The sequence below is a fragment of the Myxococcales bacterium genome, assembly GCA_016720545.1.
In the GTDB taxonomy this organism is placed as follows: Bacteria; Myxococcota_A; Polyangia; order Polyangiales; family Polyangiaceae; genus JAAFHV01.
The window spans coordinates 411,956-433,371 of record JADKKK010000005.1 but is presented as its reverse complement, the minus strand read 5'-3'; the positions used below and the strand labels follow the sequence as shown (position 1 = coordinate 433,371).

The 21,416-nt window shown below is 71.8% G+C and carries 21 protein-coding genes; 18 read left to right on the top strand and 3 right to left on the bottom strand.

Going from position 1 to position 21,416, the window contains the following annotated elements:
• Nucleotides 1–73 precede the first annotated feature (73 nt).
• Entirely contained in the window at nucleotides 74–748 is a 675-nt protein-coding gene (locus IPQ09_13535; GenBank protein ID MBL0195229.1) for an alpha/beta fold hydrolase, read from the bottom strand.
• Between the two features lie 271 nt (nucleotides 749–1,019).
• Between IPQ09_13535 and IPQ09_13530 the strand changes: the two genes are divergently transcribed.
• Entirely contained in the window at nucleotides 1,020–2,651 is a 1,632-nt protein-coding gene (locus IPQ09_13530) for an FHA domain-containing protein (protein ID MBL0195228.1), read from the top strand.
• Between the two features lie 190 nt (nucleotides 2,652–2,841).
• On the opposite strand, the gene IPQ09_13525 is transcribed toward IPQ09_13530, so the two are convergent.
• Entirely contained in the window at nucleotides 2,842–4,695 is a 1,854-nt protein-coding gene (locus IPQ09_13525; GenBank protein ID MBL0195227.1) for an OmpA family protein, read from the bottom strand.
• A gap of 127 nt (nucleotides 4,696–4,822) precedes the next feature.
• Here IPQ09_13525 and IPQ09_13520 point away from each other — a divergent pair, with 127 nt between their 5' ends.
• From IPQ09_13520 to IPQ09_13495, 6 genes are all read left to right on the top strand, one after another.
• Nucleotides 4,823–6,529 (top strand): hypothetical protein, encoded by a 1,707-nt coding sequence (locus IPQ09_13520; GenBank protein MBL0195226.1) that lies wholly within the window; start codon nucleotides 4,823–4,825, stop codon nucleotides 6,527–6,529.
• A gap of 405 nt (nucleotides 6,530–6,934) precedes the next feature.
• A complete protein-coding gene (locus IPQ09_13515) occupies nucleotides 6,935–8,575 on the top strand; it encodes a zinc-ribbon domain-containing protein (GenBank protein MBL0195225.1) in 1,641 nt (546 codons plus the stop codon).
• Nucleotides 8,576–8,611: 36 nt separating this feature from the next.
• Complete coding sequence (locus tag IPQ09_13510; protein MBL0195224.1) at nucleotides 8,612–8,755, top strand: hypothetical protein; 144 nt, start codon at nucleotides 8,612–8,614, stop codon at nucleotides 8,753–8,755.
• A gap of 41 nt (nucleotides 8,756–8,796) precedes the next feature.
• A complete protein-coding gene (locus IPQ09_13505) occupies nucleotides 8,797–9,945 on the top strand; it encodes a CAP domain-containing protein (GenBank protein ID MBL0195223.1) in 1,149 nt (382 codons plus the stop codon).
• A complete protein-coding gene (locus IPQ09_13500; protein MBL0195222.1) occupies nucleotides 9,942–10,289 on the top strand; it encodes a hypothetical protein in 348 nt (115 codons plus the stop codon). Before IPQ09_13505 ends, IPQ09_13500 begins: the two co-directional genes overlap by 4 nt.
• Nucleotides 10,290–10,308: 19 nt before the next feature.
• Entirely contained in the window at nucleotides 10,309–11,181 is an 873-nt protein-coding gene (locus tag IPQ09_13495) for a hypothetical protein (protein MBL0195221.1), read from the top strand.
• A gap of 83 nt (nucleotides 11,182–11,264) precedes the next feature.
• Here IPQ09_13495 and IPQ09_13490 read toward each other — a convergent pair whose 3' ends face one another.
• Nucleotides 11,265–12,992, bottom strand: coding sequence for an OmpA family protein (locus IPQ09_13490; GenBank protein ID MBL0195220.1), 1,728 nt, complete (start codon nucleotides 12,990–12,992; stop codon nucleotides 11,265–11,267).
• Between the two features lie 282 nt (nucleotides 12,993–13,274).
• On the opposite strand from IPQ09_13490, the gene rpmH reads away from it, so the two are divergent.
• From rpmH to IPQ09_13435, 11 genes are all read left to right on the top strand, one after another.
• The gene (gene rpmH / locus IPQ09_13485; protein MBL0195219.1) at nucleotides 13,275–13,424 is read left to right on the top strand and encodes a 50S ribosomal protein L34; all 150 of its coding nucleotides are present in this window, start codon (nucleotides 13,275–13,277) and stop codon (nucleotides 13,422–13,424) included.
• A 120-nt stretch (nucleotides 13,425–13,544) separates the two neighbouring features.
• Nucleotides 13,545–13,955: a ribonuclease P protein component gene (gene rnpA / locus IPQ09_13480; GenBank protein MBL0195218.1), complete on the top strand. Its 411-nt coding sequence runs from the start codon at nucleotides 13,545–13,547 to the stop codon at nucleotides 13,953–13,955.
• Nucleotides 13,952–14,197, top strand: a complete 246-nt coding sequence (gene yidD, locus IPQ09_13475) for a membrane protein insertion efficiency factor YidD (protein MBL0195217.1) — start codon at nucleotides 13,952–13,954, stop codon at nucleotides 14,195–14,197. Before rnpA ends, yidD begins: the two co-directional genes overlap by 4 nt.
• Before the next feature lie 57 nt (nucleotides 14,198–14,254).
• Nucleotides 14,255–16,033 (top strand): membrane protein insertase YidC, encoded by a 1,779-nt coding sequence (gene yidC / locus IPQ09_13470; protein MBL0195216.1) that lies wholly within the window; start codon nucleotides 14,255–14,257, stop codon nucleotides 16,031–16,033.
• A gap of 4 nt (nucleotides 16,034–16,037) precedes the next feature.
• The gene (locus IPQ09_13465) at nucleotides 16,038–16,544 is read left to right on the top strand and encodes a KH domain-containing protein (GenBank protein ID MBL0195215.1); all 507 of its coding nucleotides are present in this window, start codon (nucleotides 16,038–16,040) and stop codon (nucleotides 16,542–16,544) included.
• A gap of 34 nt (nucleotides 16,545–16,578) precedes the next feature.
• On the top strand, nucleotides 16,579–17,514 hold the full coding sequence (locus IPQ09_13460; protein ID MBL0195214.1) for an MBL fold metallo-hydrolase: 936 nt from the start codon (nucleotides 16,579–16,581) through the stop codon (nucleotides 17,512–17,514).
• Nucleotides 17,515–17,676: 162 nt separating this feature from the next.
• Complete coding sequence (locus IPQ09_13455) at nucleotides 17,677–18,219, top strand: Spy/CpxP family protein refolding chaperone (GenBank protein ID MBL0195213.1); 543 nt, start codon at nucleotides 17,677–17,679, stop codon at nucleotides 18,217–18,219.
• A gap of 94 nt (nucleotides 18,220–18,313) precedes the next feature.
• Nucleotides 18,314–18,949, top strand: a complete 636-nt coding sequence (locus IPQ09_13450; protein MBL0195212.1) for a thioredoxin domain-containing protein — start codon at nucleotides 18,314–18,316, stop codon at nucleotides 18,947–18,949.
• Between the two features lie 82 nt (nucleotides 18,950–19,031).
• Nucleotides 19,032–19,748, top strand: a complete 717-nt coding sequence (locus IPQ09_13445) for a hypothetical protein (protein ID MBL0195211.1) — start codon at nucleotides 19,032–19,034, stop codon at nucleotides 19,746–19,748.
• Between the two features lie 73 nt (nucleotides 19,749–19,821).
• Nucleotides 19,822–20,544 carry a hypothetical protein gene (locus IPQ09_13440; GenBank protein ID MBL0195210.1) on the top strand — a complete coding sequence of 241 codons (723 nt, stop codon included), beginning with the start codon at nucleotides 19,822–19,824 and terminating at the stop codon, nucleotides 20,542–20,544.
• A gap of 66 nt (nucleotides 20,545–20,610) precedes the next feature.
• Nucleotides 20,611–21,384: a hypothetical protein gene (locus IPQ09_13435; GenBank protein MBL0195209.1), complete on the top strand. Its 774-nt coding sequence runs from the start codon at nucleotides 20,611–20,613 to the stop codon at nucleotides 21,382–21,384.
• The last annotated feature ends 32 nt before the right edge of the window (nucleotides 21,385–21,416 follow it).

Here is a 21,416-nt window from a genome sequence, read left to right as displayed (position 1 = left end):
TGGCACCACCCCCGGGACGCCCATTCACCAATGGAAGCTGAAATAGGCCTTACTGTCAACTCCAGGGCACGGTTCAGGCCGCGTCCCAACCCCAGCCGGCGAGGAACCGGGCGCTCTCGGCGACGATGTCGGGTAGCGAGCGGACGAGCTCGTGGCCGTCGTCGACCTCGACGAGCCTCACGTTGCGGCGCCCCGCGGCGAAATCGCGCGCGCGAGCGATGGGGACCACGTCGTCGCCCACACCGTGGAAGAGCAGCACCGGCACGCGGACGTCGGGCGGTTCCTCGGGATCGGCCCGGGTCATGTCCTCGAAGAAGCCGTAGTCGACGCGGGCTTTGGCGCGAGCCTGGTAGTCGTCCACTTCCAGCCAGCCGGTCGCCGACCACGCCGCGAGGCCCTCGGGCCCGAGCCGGGAGGCCCAGAGGTCCATCAGCCGGAACGCCGGCGCCATGAGCACCAGCGCTGCGACGCGCGGATCGCGCTCGGCTACGCGGCACGCCGTCAGCCCGCCGAGGCTAGACCCCACCAGCACGACCCGCTCGCGGGCGCCGCCAATGCGCTCCCGCACGTGGTCGATCATGGCGGAGAGCCGCAGGTGCTCGAAGTTGGGCCGTCGCAGGTCCAGCCGCTCGATGGGGATCCCGCGCGCGGCGGCGAACTGGGCGAAAGCTTTGGCCTTGGCGGAGCCTGGGCCCGAGGCGAAACCGTGGAGATAAAGGACCCTGGCCGTCGTCGGGGGAGCGGGCATGGCGCCAGTATTGCGCGCGCGCGTCGCCCGTGGCGAGCGCGACCCGCGCCGTCTCGCCGCGCGCCGCGCCTCGAGCGGCGGGTGCGGGATCGGGTCCCCTCGCCCGGAAAGCGTGTATGTTGCGCCAGCGCCCCGGAGCCCCGGGGAAGTAAGCGTTCCCATTGCCTTCGTGGGGCTTGGCTCGCTAGACTGCCGCTGGGAGCGACCCCCCACGCTCCTGTCCCCGTACCCGCGACGTCGCGCCCAGGAACGAGAGAAGCCCGTACCCCCCATGTGGAAGCTTGTCATCGAAGACGACGAGGGAAAGCGCACGGTCGTCCCGCTGTCGCGCGACGACTACTCCGTCGGCCGCAAAGAGGGGAACACCATCCGCCTCACCGAGCGGAACATCTCGCGAGACCACGCGCGGCTCGTCCGCAAGGCCGCGTCGACGGGCGGCGGCGACACGTACGTCCTCGAGGACAAGGAAAGCTACAACGGCGTCCACGTGAACGGGCTGCGCGTGGCCGAGCCCACCGAGCTGCAGCACGGTGATCTCATCCAGCTGGGTGACTACCGCATCGTCTATCAAGACGAGTCGATGACGGAGGCGACCGCGCCCTACGTCCCGGTGACCGAGGTCGAGGCGTCACGCAAGACGATGCCCATGGCGAGCGCCTTCAGAGGCTCGCTGCTCATGGAGCGCCCCACGCGGCTGGTCATGCTGGTGGGACCCACGCCCGGGGTCGAGTTCCCCCTCGATCCGGAGCTCACCACCGTCGGTCGCGCGGAAGACTGCCACGTCTCCGTCGACCACAACTCGGTGTCGCGCCTGCACTGCGAGATCCACACGCTGGGCGAGGGCCGCTACGAGATCATGGACAAGGGCTCCTCGAACGGAGTCCGGGTGAACGGCGCCGATCTGCGGCGCGGCATCATCGAGGCCGGCGACCTCATCGAGCTCGGCGACGTGCGCTTCAAGTTCGTCGGCGCTGGCCAGGTCTTCATCCCCGGCGCCAACGAGAGCCAGCAGCTGACGGCGATCAGCGATCGTCAGGTCGAGTTCGCGTCCAAGCGACCCGCCGCCGCCAAGGGCAGCGTCGTCCCCTCGATGGTGCTGGGCGCCATCGTGGCCACGGCCCTCGTCGTGGGCGGATACATCGCTTTGTCGCGCGAACAGGCGCCGCCCGTGAAGCCCGTCGCCGCCGCGGACGCCGTCATGGAATACGAGCTCGGCAAGCTCAAAGAGGCGCAGGCCGTCTGCGCGAAGGGCCCCGCTGCCCCCGCGTGCGACGACGCCCACAGCACGACCAACCGCGAGATCCGTGAGGCCTCGGCCGTCCGCGTGACGCCCGAGTACCGCGCGTTCGAGGCCCAGTGGGCCGAGGGCATGCTGACGCGAGCCGACTCCGCCGACGCCGCCACGAAGCGCGGCCTGCTCACCCGAGTGGAGGCGACGACCTCCCTCGACCCCTCGCTCCGAGCCAAGGCCGCGGCGCTCCTCGCCGCGGGTCAGCCCTCGGCGACGGCCACGGAGACCGCTCCGCCGCCGTCGGCCTCCGCGGCGCCGCCCGCTACCGTCGAGCCTCCGGCGACCGCCGCGCCGCCTCCCACCACCCCTCCGACACCGACGGGCCCTACCGCGGCGCTGACGCCGACAGCCGCGCCGCCGCCGGCGACCGCCCCGGCCACGCCTGGGACCACGGCGCCTCCCAAGCCGAGCGCCAAACCCGCCCCCTCGAACCCCCTCGAGGCGGCCATCAAGGCCGGTGATTGGGGCGCGGTGAAGAGCCAGCTCTTGCCGCGCAAGGACCAGCTCGACTGCGGCGGCCTCCAGACGCTCAAGCAAGCCTGCCGGGCCACCGGGGATACCGCGTGCGCGAAAGCCGCCGGCGACCTCCGCGTGTCCAGGAAGTGCCAATAGGGCGCGCGTAGCGGTCCGACCGCTCGCGCCGAGGCTCGCCCGCTTCCGCGGGCGAGGGCCTTCGCGCGGCGAGCTCGGTCGGTGTTTCGATGTGCGACGCGCGGCAACGCTGGCCCGCGCGAGCCGGCGACGGGCGCACGCACGGGACCTGCGCGAAGGCTCGGGCTAGGGAGATACGCCCCGACGACGCTCAGGGGATCGGATCGGGCCGGACGCCCTTCGAGGCCGCGTTCTCGCACCCGAGCGCGACGCCCGTCGGGCCGTCCGCGCCCTTCACGATCTTGAACTCGACGCGCCGGTTCTTCTCCCACGCCTCTTCGTTGTGCGCAGGATCCTCGGGGCAGAACTCGCCGTAGCCCTTCCCACGCAGCTTCTCGGCGGCCACGCCGCGCGCGATGAGCGCCGCGACGACCGCGTTCACGCGCGCCTGGGTGAGGTTCAGGTTGTAGGCGTCGGTCGCGCGCTCGTCGGCGTGTCCGGCGACCTCGATGAGCTGGAACTCCGGGTGGTCTTTGATCGCGCCAGCCACCGTATCGATGATCGTGTTCGACTCGGTGAGGATCTCGGCAGAGCCCGTCTTGAACTGGATCTTCTTGAGGATGACGATGTTGTTGTCTTCGATCAGCAGATCCGGTCGATCGGGGCAGCCGTCTTCGTCCTTGAACTTGTTGAAGGTCTCCGGCTCGTTCGGGCAGAGGTCCTTCACGTCGGGGATGCCGTCGTTGTCGTTGTCGAGCTCGGGGCAGCCGTCCTGGTCTTCGAAGCCGTCCTTGTCCTCCGGATCGTCGGGGCACTTGTCGCGCGAGTCGGGGATACCGTCGCGATCGCGATCGCCGTCTTTCGGCGGCTCGGGGCAGCCGTCCTCGTCCTCGTCGCCGTCCTTGTCCTCGGGGACATTCGGGCAGCGGTCCTTGACGTCCGGGATACCGTCGTGGTCGTTGTCTGGCTCGGGGCAGCCGTCTTCGTCCTCGAAGTCGTCGAAATCTTCCTTTTCATCCGGGCACTTATCGAGATCGTCTTTGATGCCGTCGCCGTCGCGATCTCCGATGGAGGGCTCGAAGATGAAGCCGACGAACGCGCGCACGTCGGCCGCCTCGAAGCCCTTCGTGTACCGCGGACCGGCGCCAAGCATGAGGTAGCTGTTCCGCTCGATGAAGATCTTGAGCCCGCCGGTGACCTCGTTGGAGGGCTTGACCGCGCTGTCGGCGTTGCCGAGGAGGAACGTGCCGTACGTGTCCGCGACGAGGTCGACGGGCTCCGCCACGCGCATCGAGACGCCGAGGCCGTACGTGACGCGCTGGCCGTCGACGAAGCGGCCGTCGCGAAGATCGAGCGCGGTGGTGCTCTGCTGGTGCGCGCGGAACCCTGCGTTGACGCCGACGCGGAGCAGCCCCGCGCCGATGAAGCGCTTCTCGGCGATGACCTGCGGCCACACGAAGTACCCCGGGTCTGCGCCCGCCGAGCGGGGCGCGTCGGTGACGGGGACGCCGACCTGGGCCGAAATGGCGAGGCCGAAGCCTCGCTCCTGCCGGAGCAGGCGGAGCTTCCCGTGGAGCGCGAGGTAGCCGAGGGTCTGCGAATCGAAGGCGTTCGGCGACCACTGCCCGGGGTTCACCGTGGGCTGAGGGGGGTTCTGCTTGTCGAACTGAGCGTCGCCGGACGACAGGTTCACGGGCGCCGAGACACCGAGCACGAGCCGGTTCGCGATGCCGTAGTCGAAATGAAACGTGCCCTGGAACTGGTGGTTGATGAGCTGTGGGCTGTCCTGGCCGAGATCGCGCACTCGGAGGAGGTTGCGGCCGTAGTCGATGACGAGACCGAGGCTGAAGTCCCCCGCGCCGAGGATGTCGGTGCCGTTCGTGGAGAAGAACCCCTTCGAGTCCATCGCGGGGCGAAACAGGTGGGTGTCGAAACCCTGACCGTTCGCTTCGGGGATGGGCTGCGCGTTCGCGGTCAGCGCGGGTGCGCTGACCCCCACGGCGGCAAGCACGGTGAGGACCGCTCGCGCTGCGATCGGCAAGGCGGGGCGTCGTACGGGTCGCATCTACCCTCGCGACATAGCATCCCGCAGCGAAAAGTGCACTTTTTGCCGACGATTTGCCCACGCCCGATGCCGCGGGCGGGAGGCTGCCCAGCGGCGCCCCAGGTCCTGCTATCCTCTGACCGTCGCCGTGAAGACGCATCGTCCCTCACCGGTGGTCCTCGCGCTCACCGCGCTGGCCACGCTGGTCGCGCTCGTACCGCTCACGAGCGCGCGCGCCGACGTCGCCCTCGATGGCAAGTGGCGACAGAGCGCCCTGCGCGAGGACTTCACGGTGCAGCGTTGGCAGGAGGGCTGCGGCCCACCGCCGCGATCGTCGAGCACCGGCGGCGGCGAGTCGATCACGGTGAAGTCCGAGGGTGACGTGCTCGCGTTCGTGGGCGGCGGCCGCGTCTACCGCTCGAACCAGTGTTACGATCAGCTCCCTGGCCTCGCTCGAGAGAGCTACTCGCACGCCGCCGGGAGCCGGCAGTGGCGCACGCGCTGCGCAACGCCAGCGGGCGATCCCCGTAAGACGGTCATGCAGACCCTGGTGGTCGCGACGAGCGACACCCACATCAACGTGACGGAGACGGGTCGCTACGAAATCGCGCACGAGGGTGGGCTGTGTGTCGCCGACGTGCGCCGCTCGCGGAGCTTCGACCTCGTCGTCCCCGACGCCCCCGCGGCCTCGGCGACGGCCTCCGCGCCCGCGCCGAGCGCGCCTCCGAGCGCGTCGACGCCCCCGCCGCCGTCTGCGCCACCCCCACCGCCGGAGCCGCCGCCGAGCGCCTGCGCCAACCCCGGGCCGCCCGCCCGCCTGGAGGTGAGGCCCTCGAAGAAGCTCCTCCGCGCGGGCGAGACGTTCTCCTTCCGCGCGAAGATCGTCGACGAAGCCGGCTGTCCGCTCCCGGCCACGGTGAAGTGGGTCGCGCGGCCGAAGGGCCCGAAGATCACCGTCGACGGGCAAGGGCTCGTGAGCGTCGCAGAGGGCGCCGCCGAGGGCAGCTACGAGCTCGAGGCGAGCGCAGAGGGCAAGACCGCGCGCGTCACGGTCGAGATCTCGACGGCGGCCAACTACGACGCCCTCCTCGCGAAGCAGGGCCTCAACGCCGCGGGCGAAGCCGAGTCGGCGAGCGTCTCGCTCCCGAGCGAGTCGATCGGCAGCGCTGAGGTCGCCGCCGAGGACGGGCGGAAGGCGCGCCGCGCCACGTTCATGGGCATCATCTCCGCGGCGGTGGCGGCGCTGGGGGCAGCTTACCTCGTGCTGCGGCGGCGGCAGAAACGCGCCCTCGCCCTCGAGACCGAGCGCATCACCCAACACGAAGACCTGGTCCGCGAGATCCAGGCCCGCCAAGACGCCAAGGAGGCCACTTATCGGGAGGAGCTGGAGGCGCACGAGGCGAGCGTCCGCCGCGCCGAGAAGGCGAAGGCGAAGCTCGCCGAGAGAGAGCGAGAGAGAGCGCGCGCGCGCGCGCGAGACGGAGAGCAGGAGGCGGCGGCCGCGGTGGCCGCGGCGGCGACGCCGGCAGCCGAGCCCGAGCTCGTGTGCCCGACCTGCCAGCGCACGCTGCGAGACACGACCTTTTGCCCACACGACGGGAGCAGGCTCGTGCCGAAGAGCGTCCACGAGGCGTCCGTGCCCCTGCTATGCCCCACGTGCAAGCGCGGTTTTGGCGAAGGCACCACCATCTGCCCGGATCACCGCGAGGAGCTCGTGCCGCTCCCCGCGCACGGGCGGCCGGCCCCGGTCAAGGCCGGCCCGAAGGGAAAGATCTGCCCCACCTGCGGGTCGCGGTACGATGGCGCCGCCGTTTTCTGCGGAAGGGACGGGACGTCGCTCGTGCTGCTCAACTGAGCGAGGATCAACGCCTCGGTGTGGTGGGTAGGTAGATCGAACCCGGTCCGTGCCACGTACTGGAGCGCATGCCGAGGCCCAACGCGGACAGGCAGCCAGACGAGCGGCTCGCGCCAGAGGGCTCGCCTCGATCCAATACGACGGGGCCTCCGGCTGTCCAACCCGGGCGTTCACGGGACCGCGCCTCGCCCCCCGAGGCCGGCGGGGTCCGACGAAGTTCGGCCCTTCACTTGATCGGGGAAAACGATGACAGCTATACTAACTGTGGCCTGAGCGACGAGCTACGGACGGCGAAGTTTCGGCGATGCGTTGGTGCGAGTGATGGTGCGAGTGATGGTGCGAGTGATGGTGCTCGGGTCGGCGCCATTCGTTTGTTGATGTGCGCGTCAAAAGGACGGTTCCGCGATGAAGATTTCGTGCCAATCGTGTCAAGCCAAGTACACCATCGCGGACGAGAAGGTCCTCGGCAAGGTCGTCAAGATCCGCTGCAAGAAGTGCGGCGCCACGATCGTCATCAACGGCGCGGAAGGTCATGCGCAAGCCGCGGAAGACGTCAGCGCGGGCGGCGAAATGCTCGACTACGGGGCCGGCGACCAATGGACGGTGAACGTCGCGGACGGCGACCAGCGCACGATGACGACCGGGGAGCTCGTCAACGAGTACCGAAACGGCACGGTCACCTCCGAGACCTACTGCTGGAAGGACGGGATGGACGGCTGGCTGCCGATCCGTGACATCGACGCGCTATTCTCCGCGGTGTCCGCCCCCAGCATCAGCATGCACCCCGCCTCGGCGGGGAGCGACTTCGCGCCGGTGGTCCCCGCGGCCGCGGCGGCGCCTTTGTTCGGCGGGGCGAGCCCGAACCTCTTCGCCGGCGGCGGTGGCGGCGAGAGCGCGCCGGCGGCGCGGCGAGAGCGGAGCCGAAACGCAGGCGCCGACCTCTTCGGCGGCGTGGCGCAGGCGGGCAGCGAGGACGACCGCATGGTCGCCGCCCCCGCGAAGGACGAGCCCAAGCTCACAGGGCAGCGCAACGAGTCGAGCGTGCTGTTCTCGCTCGCTTCGCTGACCAAGGAGGAGAACGGCGCGTCGTCGGGGAACGGCGGCGCCAACAAGTCTAGCCCCCAGGGCGACGCCTCGGGCCTCATCGACATCCGCGCGCTCTCGTCGGCGCGCGCAGAGCGGCCCAAGTCGAGCGGGGTGGACGACATCATGAACCTCGGCGGCGGCGGCGCGTTCGGTGCTGCCCTGGCGGCCCCCATCCTGGCGCCACCCGCGATGGACCCGGCGATCGCGGCCGCGGCCGACGCCTCGGCGCAGCCGGGAGGCGGGGGCAACAAGGGCATCATCTTCGCGATCGTCGGCGGCGTCGCCTTCCTGACGGTGGCCGTCGTGCTGGCCATCGTGTTCACCCGCCCCACGACGCCCACGGAGCCCGTGGCCGTGAAGGGCGGCGCCGGCGCGACCGGCAGCGGCGCGCAGGCCATGAACGATCCCCCGAAGGACCCGGCCACGGCGGCCCCGGCGGCCAGCCACGCGCCCGCGGCCGAGCCGAGCGCCAAGGAGCCCGGGGCGGGAGCCGTCGGCGCGGCGAAGCCCGTGGCAGGTGGCGCAGCCCCCAAGAAGTCCGAGCCCGCGGCCGGCGGCGGCGGCGCCCCAGCGCCCGCGCACGAGCCCGCGCCCGCCGCTTCCGCCGCGGGCAAGCCGAAGTCGATGGAGCAGGCGATGTGCGAGGCCACTGGCACCTGCGCCAAGGGCGGCGCGGCGGCCCCGGCTGCCGCGTCGGGCGCAGCGTTCGACCGCGGCGCGGCGGCGGCCGCTCTCGGCGGCGTGAACGTGGCCTCGTGCAAGAAGCCCGACGGCCCCAGCGGCTCGGGGCACGTGACGGTCACCTTCGCGCCCAACGGCTCCGTGTCGTCGGCCGTCGTCGACGGCGGCCCCTTCCCCGGCACCCCGGTCGGCGGGTGCATCGCTGGCAAGTACCGCGGCGCGCACGTCCCTGCGTTCGGCGGCAGCCCGGTCAAGGTCGGCAAGAGCTTCTCGCTCTGAGCCAGCGCGGCAGCGCGCCGCGCGGCTCCACCTCCCATGACCTCCCTCTTTTCGGCCCTGGCCATCGCCTGCGGCTTCCTACTTGGCCTGCGCGTGGGGCTCACCCTCGGGCGGCGGAGCGCGGAGCGCGCGCTCGCCGCGCGCTCGTCCACGGCAGCCGTAACCCGCCGAAGGCCGTGACGCGGGTGGCGCTGCCGCGAGGCCGGTGTAGCCTTGGGTCCATGCCTGGCTGGCCGCGAGTCGCGCGCACGCTTCCGTCCCCGACGCTCGGCTTGACGCTCGCGCTCATCCCGGCGCTCGTCCCGAGCGAGGTGCGCGCGCAACCCCGCGAGGCCGCCCAAGGAGCCCTCGCCGCGAGCCTGCGTGAGACGTGCGGGCAGCCGAACGCGGCGCTCGACCGAGTGGCCGCGACGCTCGCCGAGCGAAAGGCGAAGGGAGACGCCCCGCTCGACCTCCCCGACCTCGCGCTCGCGCTCCGCGCCGAGCGGATCGCCTACGTGTGGCCACGCTCGTGGGCGGCACGCGGGCCGTCCGACGGGGCCGCGCTCGGGCGGAGCTTCAGCGCGTTTCGGGCGGGGGTGACGGTCGGCGGGCGCGCGGTGTGCGGCGCGGCCGAGCTCACGCTCCCTTCCGGCGAACGGGTCGCCGCCGCGGTCGTCGTCGACGCGCAGGGGGAGCTCGCGCCGCTGAAGGAGCGGTCGCGCGTCGGCGAGTGGCTCACGGTCGAGGCCGCGCTCGAGGGCGACTTCCGCGACGCCTACGTGATGGTGAGGGGCCCGGTCGGCGCGCCACGGCGCCTCCCCGGCGGTTTCGTGCAGTCTACAGGTAAAGTCCGCGCGACCTTCGCCCCCGACACGCGCGGCGCCTTCACCGTGCAGGTCGTCGGCACCACCGAGGCAGGACCACGGCCGGTGCTCGAGGCGCGCGTCTTCGCCGACGTCGCGCCTCGCTACGTCCCCGAACCACGCGAAGATGTGTCCCGAGGTCTTTCCCCAGCCGACGCGTTGTTCGAGCTCGTCGGCCGCCTCCGCGCGAACGAAGGGCTCCGGCCGTTGACTCGCGATCCGCGCCTCGACGCGCTCGCGCTCGCCCACGCGCGCGCGATGGTGGCCGGGCGGCGCCTGGCCCACGACACAGGCGCGGGCGATCCGCGCGCGCGGGCCGAGGCCGCAGGGCTCCGGCCGACCGTCGTGGGTGAGAACGCCGCGACCGGTCGGGAAACCTCGGGGCTCCACCGCGCGCTCGCGGAGAGCCCCTCGCACCACGCGAACCTCCGCAACCCCGCGTTCGATCGCGCGGGGTTCGCGGTCGTGGCCGACCCGAGCGGCGCGCTGTGGGGCTGCGAGCTGTTCGCGGGGGGCCTCCGATGACTCGCTCAGCCACGCGGGCCGCGCCCACGCGCTCCTCAGGCGCCGCGCTGGCCGTGCTCGCCGTGCTCGCCGTGCTCGCGGCGTGCACCCCAACGCCGCCCGCCGATCCGACCCAGGCGGTCGAGCGCGCAGATCTCGCCGCGTGCCGCGGCGCGGCCGACCCCGCGAACGCGCACGTGACGGTCATGTTCGCCGCGAGCGGCGAGGCCCAGTCGGCCATCGTCGACGGCGGCCCGTGGATCGGCACGCCCACCGCGCGCTGCATCGAGGAGAAGCTCCGCGCGCTGCGTGTGCAGCCCTTCGATGGCCCGTCGCGCAGAGTCGCCCGCACCCTCCACCTCTGAATCTCCGCACCGACCCCTCATGCCCGCCTCGCTCACCCCGCCGCACAGCCTTCTCCCCGTGGCGCTCCTCAGCGCGGCGCTCGTCCTTGGTGCTTGCTCGAGCGAGCCCATCGGCGGCGGGCCCCCCAGCCCCACGACGACGCCCGGTGGCGCGCCAACGCCCGGGATCGCGGGGCCGAACGTGGTGGGGCCCGCCGGCATCGCGGAGTGGGACGCCCTGGGCAGCAAGGCGGACGTCACCACCTTCCGCACGCTGTATCTGCACCAATCCGTGGGCCAAGACCTCCAAGGGGGCGCCGCGCGGGTCGGCTTCAAGTTCGAGTACTATGGGCCCAACCAGGCCGACCTGAAGGCCGGGCTGAACGGCGGCCTCTTCGGCGACGTGGGCCCGGTCGACAACGGCAAACCGATGGAGAAGATGGCCGTGGTGCGGCGCGTGCTCGCCCGTCACCGCGCGAGCCTCCGCGTGCTCTCGTTCAAGTTCGGCTACGCCGACGTGCGAAGCGAGGACTTGGAGGCCGTCGAGACGGAGTACGTGAAGCTCGTCGCGGAGGTGAAGGCCGCCGGCGTGCGGTTCGTCCACGTCACGCCACCGCTCGTGTTCGACGTGTCGGAGAACGCGCCCAAGATGCGCATGCGCTCCTTCATGCTCGAGCGCTTCAAAGACGACACGATCTTCGACCTGCAAGACCTCGAGAGCCTCGACCGCGGGGTCCGCTGCGAGAGGGGCGGCGTGTGGCACATCTGCCAGGCGAACCGCTCCACGGCGGCGTGCCCGAGCAACGACCAGGGCATCGACGGCGACGGCCAGGGACACCTCTGCTCGACCAAGGCGACCGAGCTCGCGAAGGCGATGTTGCTCGCGCTTCACCGCGCGGGCGTCCAGAAATAGGCAGGTTCTTCCGTATACTTACAAGGCAAGACGGCGCGCCGCTTCGCGCGACGCGCCGACCTCACCGCGCGGTGACGAGGTGTTTAAGGCTTGCTCTCGCTCACGATCTTGAACTCGACGCGTCGGTTCGCGGCCCGGCCCGGCTCGGTGTTGTTGTCGTCGATGGGCTTCTCCATGCCGTAGCCGTGCGCCTCGAGGCGGCCCGCCGCGATCGAGTGCTCGGTGAGCCACTTCATGACGGACTCGGCGCGCTCTTGCGAGAGCTTCTTGTTCATCGTGGCCGAGCCCTTGCCGTCCGTGTGGCCGTCGATGGTCATGCGGGTGATGCCCGGGTTCGCGATGAGCACGTTGGCGATCTCCTGGAGCATGGGGAAGCTGTCCGGGAGGATACGCGCCGAGGCGGTCGCGAAGTGCACCTGCTGGAGGACGCGGATCTGGCCTCCGTCCATCTTGATGAACGACGGGCAGCCGTTCTTCGCGGGATCGGTGTTCGGTTGGCCGGGCTCGCGGGGGCACGCGTCGGTCGCGTCGGCGATGCCGTCGTGGTCGTTGTCGGGGTCGGGGCAGCCGTCGCCGTCCTCGAAGCCGTCCTTGTCTTCGGGGGCGTCGGGGCACTTGTCGGCGGAGTCGGGGATGCCGTCGCCGTCGCGATCGGGCGGGACGGGGCAGCCGTCGTTCGGATCGGCGCCCTGGTGGTCCTCGGGCTCGTCCGGGCACGCGTCGATCTCGTCGGGGATGCCGTCTTTGTCGCGATCGGGCGCCTTCGGATCGACCTTGAACTTCTCCTTGCGGGTGGGCGCAGGAGCGACCGAGTCGAAGATGGGCACGTACGTGCCGACCATCGCGACGACGCGCAGGTCGGTGGCGCCGTACCCCATCGCGATGCCGCGGCCCGCGCTGAGGCCCGCCCAGTAGTGGTCGGCGGGGCCGAAGCGCATACGACCCTCGAAGTTCGCCTCGATGACCGAGTTGTTCGCGGTGAAGGTCGTCGGCCCGGTGACCGCCGTGTCGGTGAGGCCGGTCTGACCGAAGACGTTGAGGCCGAGCCTGTACTTGCCCGACTGGAGCGGGACGAACCCGCCGACCGCCCAGCGCCACTCGGTGCCCACGCCGAGGCCGTTGCCCCGGACCGGGTCGTTGATGCTGCTCTCCGGGCGAAAGTGTACGCCCGTGTTCCCGGTGAAGATGAAGGGGCCCGCCGCGGTCTCGGCCAGCACGAGGACCATCGCCGCCGGCTTGTTGTCCGCGCCGAAGTTCGTCGTGGTGCCCGTAGGCGCGAACACGCTCGCGCTCAGCCCGAGGGCGTGCTTGCGGTTCTCGGAGCGGAGCCCGACGGCGCGGAGATCGACGCGCAGATCGCCGACGGAGGGGCCGCCTGGCGTGTAGGTGGTGGTGGAGCCGCCGGCGCCCGTGATGGCGCCGCCGCCGTACTCGGGCACCGCGCCGTTCTGGAAGGGCGTGAAGGGGAAGGTCACCCCGAGGGCGAAGCGGTCGAGGAACTGGAACCCGACGCTGCCGTATAGGGTGAACTGGTTGTGGATCGCGCCCGAGCTCGACCGATTCTTGGTGGCCTTGTCGGTGGTGATCGTCGAGGTGCGCAGCGGCCGGTACGAGTACCCGATCGCGAGCTGGCCGTAGAGAATGGCGCGCTGGTTCGTGACCGGGCGAAAGACGGCGACGCCGTCGTCGGGCGCGCCGGGCACCTCGAGCCGGTCCAGCTTGAACGTGCGCTGCTGCGCCGCCGCCCCGCTCGCCAGCGCGCCCACGGCGAAGAACGTCGCCAACCCGAGCCCAACCGAGACCTTCCTCATGCTGCTCCGCCTCATGCGCGTATCGCCTCCAACCCCCGCGAGCGGGGGCCGCCCGTTTTTCAGCCGGGCAAACGACCCGAGCCGAGGCCGCACCGTACACCGCTTCGACCGCGAGAGGACGAACGAAACGGCGGAGAGCCCGCACCCGCTCGCGACGGCCTCCCCCCGCGCACCGGGGGAATTGTGCGACCTATCCCTTGACGTGAGCCCGCGCCGGTGCTTTCTTCCGCGGCCCCCGGGAAGAGGCCTGTCGCCCCCCGCGGCCACGAAGAGAGAAATGTCATGAAGCGCACGTACCAGCCTCACAACCTCCGCCGGGTCCGCACGCACGGGTTCCGCGCCCGCATGGCGACCACGGGAGGCCGCAAGGTCCTCGCCAACCGGCGCCGCAAGGCCCGCCTCCGCCTCGCCGTCACGACCTTCAAGAAGTAAGCGCCGCGGCGCCGCGAGGCGCCCCGGGCCCGAGACCGCGGGCCCGCCCGCGCGAGCAACATGTCGGCCTCCGCCCCCACGCCCGCTCCCCCGAGTACCTTCGGGAAGGAGCGGCGTCTCGTGCGGAGGGCCGACTTTTTGCGCGTCCAGGCCTCGACGTTCCGCGTGAGCACGCGCTCCTTCGTGCTGCTCGTCGCCTGCCGACCTCGGGACGAACGCGATGCCGGCGACGTGCGAGGGGAGCCCGCGCGCCTCGGCCTCACCGTGGGCAAGAAGGTCGGAGGAGCGCCGGTGCGGAACCGCGTGAAGCGCGTCTTTCGCGAGTGTTTTCGCCTGTGGCCGGCGCCCGGGCTCGTTCCCGCCGGCTTCGATCTCGTGGTGATCGCGCGGGGCGGCGCGGCGGGGCTCGACCTCGCGCGGGCGCGCGCCGAGCTTGAGCCGGTGTCCCGCCTCCTGGCGCGCCGGTGCGAAGAAGCGCGCGCGGCCCTGGCGCGAGCCGACACGGGGCCTCATGTTCCCCGCGCTCGATGATCCTGCGCTTGCTCCTTGGCCTCGTGCGCGCCTACCAGCGCTTCCTGCGGCCCTTCCTCGGCGGCCACTGCCGCTTCGAGCCGTCGTGCTCTCGGTACGCCGCCGCGTGCCTCGAGGCGCACGGCGCGGCCCGCGGCAGCTTGCTTTCGGTCGTGCGCGTGTGTAAGTGCCACCCTTTCCACCCCGGCGGCTACGACCCGCCCCCTCCCCGTCTCCCGCGCCCCGGCGTCAGCGGAGCATGACCCCCGCGTCGCTGGGGGTCGCCCGCCGGACCGCCACCGAGCTTCGAAAGCAGACTCATGGATCGAAATACCGTCGTGCGCTGGGTGGTCATCGCGGCCGCGATCTTCCTGTTCATGAAGTTCGGGATGCCGCTCATCCAGGGGAAGGACAAGCCCCAGAGCGTGCCGGCGGAGGCCTACGTGAACGCGCCCGCGTTCGCGCCGGACCTGCTCGACCCTCGCGCCGACGGCAAGCCCGCGGAGGCGCCTCCCGAGGGTGAGCTCTGCGATCTGGTCGGCAACCGCTTCGAGGCGCAGCTCTCGAGCCGTGGCGCGGCGCTCGTCCACTTCAACCTGAAGGACCAGCAGTACGCGGGCGGCGGCGCGTTCGACATGTCCACCACGCCGGACCACGAGCGCTGGCGCAGCCTCCGCACCCTCTTCCGCGCCGAGGGCGCCAACGATCAGCTCAAGTACGACCGCTTCCCCTGGAAGCTCGAGCGCGGCGCAGACGCGGCCGCGAAGAAGTCCTGCACGTTCACCTACGCCGACGAGCTCGTGAGCCTCACGAAGACCGTGCGGGTCGGGGAGCGCCCCTTCGAGCTCGAGGTGACCACCGAGGTGAAGAACCTCGCCAACGACACGAAGTCCCACAGGCTCGCGATGGGCATGTACGCCTTCCGCCGCAACGAGGAGGTCTCCGGGCACCTCGGGCGGGTCTCGCCCTTCCAGAGCGAGCTCGTGTGCGCCCAAGGGAAGGACGTCACGCGCAAGACCAAGGACGACTTCAAGGACGGCTGGCAGACCGTGCAGGGCGCCGATCGGTTCGCCGCGATCTCGAACTACTACTTCGCCCAGGCGCTCGTCCCCACGGTCGAGGGTGGCTCCGCCGACTGCTCGATCCTCGCGGAAGACTGGGTCGCCGATGGCCAGAAGCGAGACGACGACAAGGCCGGCGCGGTCTACCACGCGCGCCTCAGCTACCCGCCGCGCAGGCTCGCCAAGGGCGAGACGGCGAAGTACACGCAGCTCGCCTTCCTCGGCCCGAAGGAGCGCGACGTGCTCGCCGGCGCCACCCGCGGCGGCAGCGGCGCGGCGGCCGTGACGAACCCGGGCCTGAACGACCTCATCAACCTCGGGTTCTTCTCGCCGGTCGCGAAGGTCCTCATCTCGTTTCTCGTGTTCCTCCACGCGAAGGTCACGTTCGGCAACTGGGGCCTCGCCATCATCTTGATGACGCTCTGCGTGCGCCTCTTGCTCTTCCCGCTCACGTGGAAGTCGATCAGCGCGACGGTGGGCATGCGCAAGCTCAAGCCCGAGGTCGACGCCATCAACTCGAAGTTCGCCGACGACGCCCAGGCGAAGAACCTGGCGATGATGGAGCTGTGGAAGAAGAACGGCGTGAACCCGTTCGGCGGGTGCTTGCCTCAGCTCGTGCAGATGCCCGTGTGGTTCGCGATGTACACCACGCTGCAGACCGCCGTGGAGATGTACCACGAGCGCTTCCTGTGGTTTCGCGACCTCTCGGCGCCCGATCCGTTCTACGTGCTGCCGATCGTGCTCGGGGGCTTCATGATCCTCCAGCAGCGCATCGTGCCGCAGCAGCCGGGCATGGACCCGGCGCAACAGAAAATGATGATGTGGCTCATGCCGGCGATCTTCACCGTCATGATGCTCTTTCTCCCCGCCGCGCTCGGCGTCTACATGCTGACCAACAGCGTGCTCGGCATCGTTCAGCAGCTCGCTGTGGAGCGCTTCGCGCCGAGCGGCGGGCCCAAGAAGGGGAGCGCGGGGAGCGGGATCGTGGTCGAGGAAATGCCGGCGACCAAGGTGGAACTTGGCAAGGGAAAGGTCTGAACAGATGACTGACGGTGAGACGACGAACTCCGGCGCGGACGCGCAGAGCCAGCGCGCGGTTGGCTTCGTGCGCATGCTCCTCGACAAGATGCAGATCGAGGCCGAGGCCGTGCTCGCGCCGGACGACGGCGAGGGCTCCGCCGACGAGATCCGCATCGACATCGAGGGCCCCGACGCCGGGCGGGTGATCGGCAAGCGCGGCACCGTGCTCGAGGCCATCCAGTACCTGACGACCCGCATCGTGCATCGCCCAGGCGACGCGCGCCGGCACGTGCAGGTCGACGCGGAGGGCTACCGGGCCCGCCACGAGGACCAGCTCGCCGAGATGGCGAAGAAGCTCGGGCAGCGCGTCGCGAGCGAGGGCAAGGTCATCACCTTCGACCCCATGAGCGCGCGCGACCGGCGCATCGTCCACGTCGCGCTCAAGGACGTGACCGGCGTCCGCACGGAGAGCCACGGCGAGGGCCCCGATCGCCGCGTGCAGATCATCCCGCTCAAATCGGGCGCGTAGCCGGCGCCGCGAGCCCGTCGCGCGGTCCCTCGAAATGCCTGTAAGATACACAAATATCGACGGCACGACGCCGGACAAAGGCCCCGCCGACCTCCTCAAGTGGCAGGTCGGCGATCGGCTGCTCGGGCGGCGCCGGCGGCACGGCCCCCCCTTCGCGACGCCACGACGCGCCAACGACGGCGCGAGGGTGCGCGCGCCCGAGGCGAGCCTCACCTGGGTCGGCCACGCGACCTTCGCGATGCGCCTCGCCGGAAAGCTGGTCCTCACCGATCCGGTGCTGGGCGATCGCATCCAGGGGTTCGTCCGGCGCCTGTCGCCGCCGGGGCTCGCCCTCGCGGACCTCGGAGAGGTCGACGTGGTCACGGTGTCGCACGATCATTTCGACCACATGGACCTGCCGTCGCTCAGGCGCATCGGCCCGCGCGCGACGTACGTCGTCCCGCTCGGCTGCGGGAAGCTCCTCCGCGACGTGGGTCTGCCGAACGTCATCGAGCTCGATCGCTGGGAAGAGGTGACGCTCGGCGATCTGCGCGTGCGGCTCGTGCCCGCACACCACTGGTGCATGCGCGCCCCCTGGGACCGCAACACCCGGCTGTGGGGCGGCTTCGTTTACGAAGGGCCCGAGGGCAAGGCCTACCACGCGGGGGACACCGCGTTCTCGGAGCGGGTGTTCCGCGAGATCGGCGAGCGCGAGCCCGGCATCGACTGGGCGATGACCCCGATCGGCGCGTACGACCCCGAGTGGTTCATGAAGCCGCAGCACATCGGCCCGGCCGACGCGGTGGAGGCCTTCGCGCTGCTCGGCGCCCGCGCGTTCGTGGCCATGCACTGGGGCACGTTCCGGCTCACCGACGAGCCCACCGGTGAGCCGCCCGAGCTGCTGCGGGCCGAGTGGGCTCGGCGCGCGCTGCCGGAAGAGCGCCTCTGGATCACCGACCTCGGCGAGACGCGCTCCCTCGCGCGCGAGTAGCGCCGCGCCGCCACCGCGGGCTCCTTCGGGATTCTTTACGTGCCGCGCCGTTGACCCAGCGCCGCGCCAGGGCAACGCTTTCATGCACGCGTGAGGCAATTTCGCCCACGCGGTCACGAGCCCCGCTGGAAGCTGTCGCTCCGGCGAGTGGAGAGCAGAAACATGCATCCTGCATTCTATTGGTGGTGGAAGAACGTCCGCAGCGGCGAGCGCGCGCGCTGCGAAGAGTCCGCGAGCGCGGACGGGTGCGGCCCTCGGGCGTGCGGCCCCGGCGGCTTCGGCGGCCGAGGGTTCGGGCGCGGCGGCGGCCCAGGCCACGGGGGCCCGGGCGGCGGCGGCGGGGGAGACGATCCGTTCGGCGGCGGGCCGTTCGGCGTGCGGCGCCCCCTCAGGTTCCTCGCGGTGAAGCTCGAGCTCCGCGAGGAGCAGGTCGAAGAGCTCGCCAAGGTGATGAACGAGCTCAAGACCGAGCGCGCCCAGGCCGAGGTCGATCACCAGCGCACGATCGCGGCGTTCGCCGACGCGCTCGAGCGTGAGGCCTTCGACGACGCGCGCGCGGCCGAGGGGGGCGCGCTCCGCGTGTCCAGCGCCGACAGGCTCCGGGACGCCGTCGTCAAGGCGCTCGGGCGAATCCACGGGCTGCTCGACGAGGCCCAGCGCAAGAAGCTCGCGTACCTCATTCGAACCGGCACGCTCACGCTGTAGGCGCGGCTGCCAGCCACATCGCCTCGTCGGCCCCCCGCGCGCTCGAGACGCTCGAACGCGCGCGGGGGCGACGGCGCTGCGGTATGCTCGCCGGATGCGCTCACGGTTTTCTCCCCGCTCCGCTGGCCTCGCTGGTCTCGCTGGTCTCGCTGGTCTCGCCCGTCTCGCGTGCGCGGGCCTCGCGCTCTCCGCCGCGGCGTGCGGCTCCCCGAAGGCGCCCTCCACGGTGGTGACCGAGCTCGCCGGTGGCCCCCCCGGCACGACCACGATCGTGGCGTTCACCGACTACGAGTGCCCCTTCTGCCGCTCCACACACCTCGAGCTGACGAAGGCGATCCTCGGGGGCCCGCCGGTGCGCATCGTGCGGCACCACGTGCCCCTCCCCAGCCACCCTCACGCCGACCTCGCCGCGCGCGCGGCCATCTGCGCCGAGACGCTCGGCGCCCGCATGGACCGCATGGACGACGTCCTCTTCAGCGCCGGCTCCGCGGGCCTCAACGCGGGCGCCTGCGAGGACGCCGCGGCCGAAGCCGGTGTCGCCGATCGCGACGCGTTCAAGGCCTGCCTGCACGCGGCCACGACCGACGAGCGCCTCCGGCGCGATCTCGCCGTGTACGCGGAGGCCGGCTCGGGCGGCGTCCCGCTCACGTACGTCGGCAAGCGACGGTTCGAAGGGGCCCAGGACGCGCCCACGCTCCGCGAGGCCATCCAAGAGGCGAGCCGCAAATAGCGCTCACCCACGCTCGCCTACACGCGCCCACGTCCCGCCCGAAAAGGGTAGCCCCGGGCGAAGGGCAAGCTATGGTGCGTTCATGGGTCGTCGCATCACCGCCGTCGTGTTCGCTCTAGGCTGTGCCGCCGCGGTCGCGTGTGCGAACGGCGTCGCCGACCTCGACGACGGCGGCTTGATCGAGCCCGTGGAGGAGGAAGACGCGGGCACGCCCGTCCGTGACTCGGCGACACCCCCGCGCGACGTTGCGCTGCCGCCGGTCGTGCAGGTCGACTCGGCGCCGCCGCCCCCCGTGGACGCGGGCACCGACTCCCCGGTGGTGGTGGACAGCGGCACCGGCGACAGCGGCACCGGCGACGCGGGCACGCCCGCCGCGTGCGCGAGCCCCAACACCTGCCTCGGCGGCACCACGATGACCGCCATCAGCGGCGACACGGGCTCGCCCACGAGCCGCACGACCGGCACCACGTCGCAGTGGCTCAAGATACGGGTGAGCGAGAACGACAGCGGCGTGTTCGGCGCCAAGCTCAAGGTGCGGCTCACACTGACCTCGCCCAGCTCGGCCAACTTCGACATGCGGGTGTACGTGCCAAACGACGGCAGCTCGCAGAAGTGCACCGGCGCCGACCGCCAGACCAGCTCAACCGTGGGCCCCGACGTGGCCTCGGTCGAGTGGGGCGAGGGCGCGCTCGCCAACGGCGACGACGACGACCGCTGGGTCACGATCGAGGTGTTCCACGTCTCGGGCACCTGCGCCGCCGGCCAGACCTGGTCGCTCCTCGCCGAAGGCAACAAGTAGGCGCCGCTCCTCCGGGCCGCGGCGCGCGCGGGAAATGCGTGGCCCCGCGCGGAGGGCACGCTACGGTGCGATCATGGGTCGTCACATCGCCGCCGTCTTGTTCGCCTTGGGCTGTGCCGCGGCGGTCGCGTGCACGAGCGGTATCGCCGACACGGAAGACGGCGGCGTGATCCTGCCGGAGGAGGTCGACGCGAGCGCGCCGACGCCCACCCGTGACTCGGCCTTGCCGCCGGTCGTCCAGTTCGACTCCGCTCCGCCGCCGCCGGTGGACGCAGGCACCGACGCCGTGGGCGACGCGGGCGTGGGCGACGGCGGCGTGGGCGACGGCGGCGCGGGCGACGGCGGCGCGGGCGACGCGGGCACGCCCATCGCGTGCGCGAGCCCCAACGCGTGCGGCGGCGCCACCGCGATGACCGCGGTGAGCGGCGACACGGGCGCCCCCACGAGCCGCACGACCGGCACCACGTCGCAGTGGCTGAAGATCCGCGTGACCGAGGACGACAGCGGGGTCATCGGCAAGAAGGTCACGCTCCGGCTCACCCTCACGTCGCCGAGCTCGGCCAACTTCGACATGCGAGTGTACGTGCCGACCGACGCCAGCTCGCAGAAGTGCACCGGCGCCGACCGCCAGACCAGCGCGACCGTCGGCCCCGACGTAGCGTCGGTCGAGTGGGGCGAGGGCGCGGTCGCGAACGGCGACGACGACCATCGCACGGTCACCATCGAGGTGTTCCACGTGTCCGGCACGTGCGCCGCCGGCCAGACTTGGTCGCTCCTCGCCGAAGGCAACAAGTAGCCGCACGGCGCTCGCGCGACGCGCGACGCGCCTGGCGCGCGACAGCTCGTGCGGTACGATCGAGGCATGCACGGGCTGCTCTTCGCGACCGCGCTGGTGGTCCTTATCGCCGCGGGCTGGCGGCTCGTTCGCGCTCTCCGCGCTCTCCGCAGGCGCCGCGCCGCCGCGCGCCCGGGCTCAATCCCGCGGACTCACCTGCCTAGCCCGGCGCTCGCGCCGCGCGTGGCCCTGCGCTCCAAGCCGCCTCGCCGCGCGGAGGGCGCGCGCGGGGGCGTGCTCGTGCTCGAGGGGCTCCCGCTCGACCGGCTCGAGATCGATGAGCTCCCCTACCCGCTCACCGGCGCTACGACGGTCGCCGCGCGAGGGCTCTACGGCGTGCCTTGCGGTCGGCACCGCGTGCGCCTCCGCGGCGTGGGCGGCGCGGGCGACCCGAGGTCACGCTCGCTCGACGTCGTCATGCCGGCCGGCGGCAGCCTCCGCGTGAGCCTCGGCGCCGAGGGTGACCTGGAGGTACACCGCGCGCCGCGCGGCGAGCTCGATGCAGCCTACATTCATTACCCGACGTGGGCGCGAGGGCCGCTCCTCGACCGCCGCGCGAGGCCGATCCCCGACGTCGCCGGCCTCGGCGCGGAGATCGCGCGCGCGTTCGTGTCGACGGAGCGCGACGCCTCGGCGCGCCTCGCCGACAGGCTCGTGGGGGTCGCGCTCACCCAGGCCGAGCTCGACGCGCTCCGCAACCTGTGCCGAGACCAGGTCGCGCGCGCGACGGCCGCGGAGCGTGAGGAGGCCCGCGCTCGCGCCCGCGTGCTGCTGCCAGAGGTCGAGGCCGCGGAGCGCTGAACCGCGCCGCGCCGCGACGAGGGCGCGGCGCG

Coding starts and splice junctions, on each gene's coding strand:
- IPQ09_13490 (MBL0195220.1), bottom strand. CDS start 12,992: ATGAGGAAGGTCTCGGTTGGGCTCGGGTTGGCGACGTTCTTCGCCGTG.
- yidC (MBL0195216.1), top strand. CDS start 14,255: ATGGATCGAAATACCGTCGTGCGCTGGGTGGTCATCGCGGCCGCGATC.
- IPQ09_13455 (MBL0195213.1), top strand. CDS start 17,677: ATGCATCCTGCATTCTATTGGTGGTGGAAGAACGTCCGCAGCGGCGAG.
- IPQ09_13460 (MBL0195214.1), top strand. CDS start 16,579: ATGCCTGTAAGATACACAAATATCGACGGCACGACGCCGGACAAAGGC.
- IPQ09_13495 (MBL0195221.1), top strand. CDS start 10,309: ATGCCCGCCTCGCTCACCCCGCCGCACAGCCTTCTCCCCGTGGCGCTC.
- IPQ09_13440 (MBL0195210.1), top strand. CDS start 19,822: ATGGGTCGTCACATCGCCGCCGTCTTGTTCGCCTTGGGCTGTGCCGCG.
- IPQ09_13515 (MBL0195225.1), top strand. CDS start 6,935: ATGAAGATTTCGTGCCAATCGTGTCAAGCCAAGTACACCATCGCGGAC.
- IPQ09_13465 (MBL0195215.1), top strand. CDS start 16,038: ATGACTGACGGTGAGACGACGAACTCCGGCGCGGACGCGCAGAGCCAG.
- IPQ09_13450 (MBL0195212.1), top strand. CDS start 18,314: ATGCGCTCACGGTTTTCTCCCCGCTCCGCTGGCCTCGCTGGTCTCGCT.
- IPQ09_13530 (MBL0195228.1), top strand. CDS start 1,020: ATGTGGAAGCTTGTCATCGAAGACGACGAGGGAAAGCGCACGGTCGTC.
- yidD (MBL0195217.1), top strand. CDS start 13,952: ATGATCCTGCGCTTGCTCCTTGGCCTCGTGCGCGCCTACCAGCGCTTC.
- IPQ09_13510 (MBL0195224.1), top strand. CDS start 8,612: ATGACCTCCCTCTTTTCGGCCCTGGCCATCGCCTGCGGCTTCCTACTT.
- IPQ09_13535 (MBL0195229.1), bottom strand. CDS start 748: ATGCCCGCTCCCCCGACGACGGCCAGGGTCCTTTATCTCCACGGTTTC.
- IPQ09_13445 (MBL0195211.1), top strand. CDS start 19,032: ATGGGTCGTCGCATCACCGCCGTCGTGTTCGCTCTAGGCTGTGCCGCC.
- rpmH (MBL0195219.1), top strand. CDS start 13,275: ATGAAGCGCACGTACCAGCCTCACAACCTCCGCCGGGTCCGCACGCAC.
- IPQ09_13500 (MBL0195222.1), top strand. CDS start 9,942: ATGACTCGCTCAGCCACGCGGGCCGCGCCCACGCGCTCCTCAGGCGCC.
- IPQ09_13435 (MBL0195209.1), top strand. CDS start 20,611: ATGCACGGGCTGCTCTTCGCGACCGCGCTGGTGGTCCTTATCGCCGCG.
- IPQ09_13525 (MBL0195227.1), bottom strand. CDS start 4,695: ATGCGACCCGTACGACGCCCCGCCTTGCCGATCGCAGCGCGAGCGGTC.
- IPQ09_13505 (MBL0195223.1), top strand. CDS start 8,797: ATGCCTGGCTGGCCGCGAGTCGCGCGCACGCTTCCGTCCCCGACGCTC.